The organism is Corynebacterium tuberculostearicum, from assembly GCF_032821615.1.
Classification (GTDB): Bacteria; Actinomycetota; Actinomycetes; order Mycobacteriales; family Mycobacteriaceae; genus Corynebacterium; species Corynebacterium tuberculostearicum_H.
Map to the genome: position 1 here is coordinate 1 of NZ_JAVBIF010000036.1, position 4498 is coordinate 4498.

Genomic DNA, 4498 nt, shown 5'->3' on the forward strand with positions numbered 1-4498 from the left:
ACACCATCGTGGATTGATATCCGCCGAGTCCATCCGCAGTCAGGGCATAAATTAACACACCACGAAAAACAACTTCCTCGGCAATCGCTACGGCTATCAGCAAGCAGAGTTCCGCGACAGGTGGACGAACCAATACCAGCCGTCCAAACTGAAGGGGTGATCCTTCTAGGTGCTGTCGCACTAGAAGGATCATTCCCGGCAGAGTCAATGCAACCAGCCCGCCCACCACCGCAACTACGACTCGTTCTAAAAACGACTTTTCTGCGAAAAGTGGGCAACTCAGCCACATCTTGAAACCGTAAAACATCGCTCCAACGAGCAGACATACGACACAGTAAAATAGATCAACAATAAACCACTGTGCCCGGTTGCGCACCCAAGGACTGCACGTCGCACCGACAAAAAACCACCCGAAGGTAACAACCAAGGAAAAAATCATGCGCCATGGCCATTAACCTGGCCGCCGAATAACACGACGGACAACGGCGCTTCGTGCAACCCGTCCATGCCACAGGCCTGCGCTAGTTCATCATCAAAATAGCCGCCGAAAGGCATCGCTTGGACACCACATACCGTCGAAGCAAGCAAGAAGTTTTCAGTGACCATGCCAGCTTCCAAATGCGCGAAACGAGTGCCTCGTAGATTGTATTTAAATCTGTTACGCCAGAAGTTCCCAGAAACTATCAAACACGCCTGCGCGTGCTTGATAACGCTCTGGTGCCACTCATAGTCAAAAACCTTCTCGAGCCCAGAATCACTAATCCATTCCAAGGCGTGGGTATAGGGGTTATAGTGCCATGTAGCGCCACTTAAGGTCGGAAGCGCATTATTGGTCGACGTAACACAGTAAATATCCCGTGGATAAAGGGCACCTCCGCTAGGAGCGGTTCTGCCACGTTGCCCCGGCTGAATTTCCTTAGTGACTCCGTCCGCGCACCATAACAAATAAGATAACATCTCTAGAGAGATAGGTGCCGACGGTAAAATCTCCCGCACTGAACTCCGACGGCGGAGCACATCTGCCAAACGATCACTAATCGGTTGCTCCTGCGACTGTTTCTCGAAAGTAATGCTCCCTGGTTCAGGTAAAAAGATGTCACGAGGGCCACTCACCGACTTCGTGGAGTGAAAAGTTGCTTTGATAACCTCTGTCATCGCGGAAACTTTGGAGATATTAGGGAGGTCTAAGCCCATAGTTCGACGATGAACCTTTGTAGCTTCAACGTAATTTTCCGCAGCATCATCAATCTCAGAGGGGAAGGGATTTTTGATAATAAATTCTGTATTTGGTACGCGCATTCTAGTTCTCCTACGGAAAGGGGTGAGGATCGGGATTAATAGACGGCGATCCTGAACTGGCGGAAAACATTGAGGCCAGCCTAGAATAACCGAGATGAGCATTTCCGTATCCCACGGTAAGGGGAACGAGTTCATCGGAAATCACCCGGACGACCCGCAGCGGAGTTTCCGCAATGTCAGGAGATGTCACGTCAACACCCGCGCACCGTACACCTTGTTCAGCGAGAATTTCGAGTAAATTCAGCACCGCCTGCCCCGGAGTTGGTGCCTCAATTGATCCCATCTCACTCAGATCTGAAGTCTTAGTGCAAGAAAGTAACCAAGAGGATCGTTTGACTGCTTCCGACGACGCATAGAACCTCACATGATCCTCAAGGTCGCGAACATTCTGACGCGCCAACCGAGCATCTTCCGGCATACGGCCACGAGATCTGAGAATATTTTTGCTGTAACCTACACAATGGAATGCTTCTGTCAATGCCCCAATCGTCGCCTGCTCCGGATCCCAAGATGCCTTGGCTCCGGTCCCCATCATGGATTCTCCACCTCGAGAGTCGATCACGACCCCCAGAACCGTGGGAACCCCTGTCAGAGGAGTTAAATCCAAGGCTGTGTATTCTAAAGCGGATCTCGATGCATATTCTTCGACAAAATTCCGTACCCGAGGACCTGAATACATATTGATCTTAGGTGGCGACCACCGAGATTCCCATGCACGCATCACACCGTCACGCTCGATCAGCTCAAGCAGTCCAGAAAGAAAAGCTTCCTCCAATGAGGGACCCGCTGCTAGACCATTGCTGGTGTGATAATCATGAGCCTTCGGTTGAGCGGAAAATTCTCGGAGAAATACAGCCGATGACGGAACTCGAACTTCTGTCTCTGTTAGAGGGTCATACGCCGTAGTCCATAACATGGCTTCCTCGTCGTAAGGGGCGTAACCGAATCCGTGCCGCTCATACTGTTCGGGGGAGAAGGGCCTCCCTCCAGCGGGGAGAAGGGCCGGTAGTCGTGGATCGGCCTGCAGATCAGACATCATTGCGTAGGCCGCACTGTACCTCTCTATGGTCTCTGCGACTCCTGCAAGAAATGAGGACTCAGCCTCTAAGTTAGCCCCACCATTGTTACGGTTAGCTGGATACCCCAAGGTGAGTTGCGCCTCGCAACACTCAATCCCAATATACGTCGACGGTAACTCTCCAGGTTCATACGTGATGGCATAGGAGACTGGAGCCACACCAATATACGACGACCCCAACTCATGTAGTGCACGGTTGCTAGCCTTCCGGTCACTCCATTTAACTTCACTCTTGATTCGTGCAGGTATAGACACTAGTTACTGTATCCCCTCAACTAGGATAGTCGGCCAAGGCTGCGGGAGAGGAAGATTAGCCCCTTGGCATTCCGGACAGCGCGGAACCTTAAACAAACGATGTTTTTTAATATCAACTCCACCCGGAGTAAAGCTCAAGGTATGGCACTGGCCTCGCAAAGGTGTCAAGGGAAGGTTCGAAAGATCTAAAACTTCCTGCTGAAGAAGCCCAACCGCTGTCGCCCAGACTACCATGTCCTCTGCTGGCGAGGACCATGTCTCGGATGTGTGTTCCTGACCTGGAAGTTCCGTTCCCCGGTCAAAAGCCATCGCCTCATCTACCGATGGTGATGCCGAAAGTGTTCGCAAGCGGAAACAGTTATAACAACCGGTTTCCCTTGGGATGAATAATGGGCCAACCGCGGCGCGCGAGCCGTTGAAAGGAAGAACTTGCATCCAACTACGGCTGTTTTTTAACGCCCATTTGTTGACTGCCAAAAGCAACTTACTCGTATCCGAGGATGGAGCACAGACAATCATGCGGTCACTCTCCATATTATCCAGTTCCGCTTCTGCGTTTTCTGGCGATACGGTATCGACGATCAATACGTCGTCCAATAAGCGTTTCAATACGGACGTGGCCACTTTAGACAACGTGCGATCAGAGATCACCCCTACTCGTTGTCCCTGCAGTGAAGATTCAATCTCATCCGCCGACACAATTTCTCCTAGTTTTTCCCTGAGCGACATCGCTGTTGGTGATTCAGTTTCCCATGTTTTGACTGCCACATTCAGCTGTACGAGCTTGTTTATAATTTTCTTAGCTACTGAGCGAGAAGACTCATCAAAACTCTCAATCGCTTTATCTGAATCTTTCGTCGCCAGTAGTTTCTCTGTCACAGCCTTTACTGCTGGGACAACGGCAGCACCCTCGAATACTGTATATCGATCACCATGTCGGAACACTAGAGTGTTCTCATCAGCACGAACGCGGTACCACGGGGCTATGAAATATGCCATGTCCGTTCCTTTTCGAAGTCTTATCCAAAGATGGACCAAGAGGAAACGGGCGACGCACCCTGAGAGAAAGCACGCCGCCCGTTCATAGGGTCACGCTGCTAGCAGCAGCAGCACACAATCGAGCTACAGCACCACGCAGCAGGCGCAGCGGAAAGATCTTTGGAAGAGTCAGTCTGGTGAACGAAATCGTCCAGGTTTTCAGCGAGTGTGAGAGACATACGGTACTTGTATCCTTTCTAACGGGGGGGTGATTACCGATTAGATTCTATCATAGACTACTCTCATTTTCATCTAATCCAATAGGTTCTTGGATATAGAGGTTGCTGTTGCAAAGTTGGGGCAGTAGGAAGGGCGACGTGAAATAATCACAGCCATGGGTATCTTCTCCGGTTGTCATTTCCCCCGTGGCATCATTCTATGGGCAGTGGGTGGTACTGCCGCTACGGGGTGAGCTACCGCGATCTGGAGGAAATGATGACTTCAGCGGGGCGTGCCAGTCGATCACACCACGATCTACCGCTGGGTCCAGAAATACGTCCCCGAGCTGGACAAGCAAACACGGTGGTACCGGCAGGTACCTGACTGGCAGGCCAGTTCCTGGCGGGTGGATGAGACCTATATCCGGGTCGGCGGCAGGTGGTGCTACCTCTATCGGGCGATCACCGCCGGTGGCCAGACCCTGGACTTTTACCTCTCTTCGAAGCAGAACGTGGCCGCAGCGAAGCGTTTCCTAGCCAAGGCCCTCAAATCCAATGCGTCAGCCGGGTATCCCAGAGTGATCAACACCGATAAAGCACCCTGCCTTGCCAGGGCAATCGCCGAGTTGAAGTCAGAGGGAATCTGCCCGCCAACAGTGAAACACCGGCA

General features: G+C 51.6%; 4 protein-coding genes and 1 pseudogene. 1 reads left to right on the forward strand and 4 read right to left on the reverse strand.

What is annotated here, in order from left to right:
- The 4 genes from RAE09_RS11645 to RAE09_RS11660 form a co-directional block, all read right to left on the reverse strand.
- A partial coding sequence (locus tag RAE09_RS11645; protein WP_316981753.1) for a hypothetical protein occupies window positions 1–439 on the reverse strand: 439 nt, incomplete at its 3' end.
- Window positions 436–1299: a SagB/ThcOx family dehydrogenase gene (locus RAE09_RS11650; protein ID WP_316981754.1), complete on the reverse strand. Its 864-nt coding sequence runs from the start codon at window positions 1297–1299 to the stop codon at window positions 436–438. The genes RAE09_RS11645 and RAE09_RS11650, both read right to left, overlap by 4 nt.
- Before the next feature lie 10 nt (window positions 1300–1309).
- Window positions 1310–2632 carry a YcaO-like family protein gene (locus tag RAE09_RS11655; protein ID WP_316981755.1) on the reverse strand — a complete coding sequence of 441 codons (1323 nt, stop codon included), beginning with the start codon at window positions 2630–2632 and terminating at the stop codon, window positions 1310–1312.
- 3 nt (window positions 2633–2635) lie between these two features.
- Window positions 2636–3631 carry a TOMM precursor leader peptide-binding protein gene (locus tag RAE09_RS11660; RefSeq protein ID WP_316981756.1) on the reverse strand — a complete coding sequence of 332 codons (996 nt, stop codon included), beginning with the start codon at window positions 3629–3631 and terminating at the stop codon, window positions 2636–2638.
- A gap of 373 nt (window positions 3632–4004) precedes the next feature.
- Here RAE09_RS11660 and RAE09_RS11665 point away from each other — a divergent pair.
- A pseudogene (locus RAE09_RS11665) lies at window positions 4005–4498 on the forward strand (IS6 family transposase); the annotation flags it as partial.

What these genes read in the sequence shown, in the direction of transcription:
- RAE09_RS11650 (WP_316981754.1), bottom strand. Translation starts at nt 1,299, where the DNA reads ATGCGCGTACCAAATACAGAATTTATTATCAAAAATCCCTTCCCCTCT.
- RAE09_RS11660 (WP_316981756.1), bottom strand. Translation starts at nt 3,631, where the DNA reads ATGGCATATTTCATAGCCCCGTGGTACCGCGTTCGTGCTGATGAGAAC.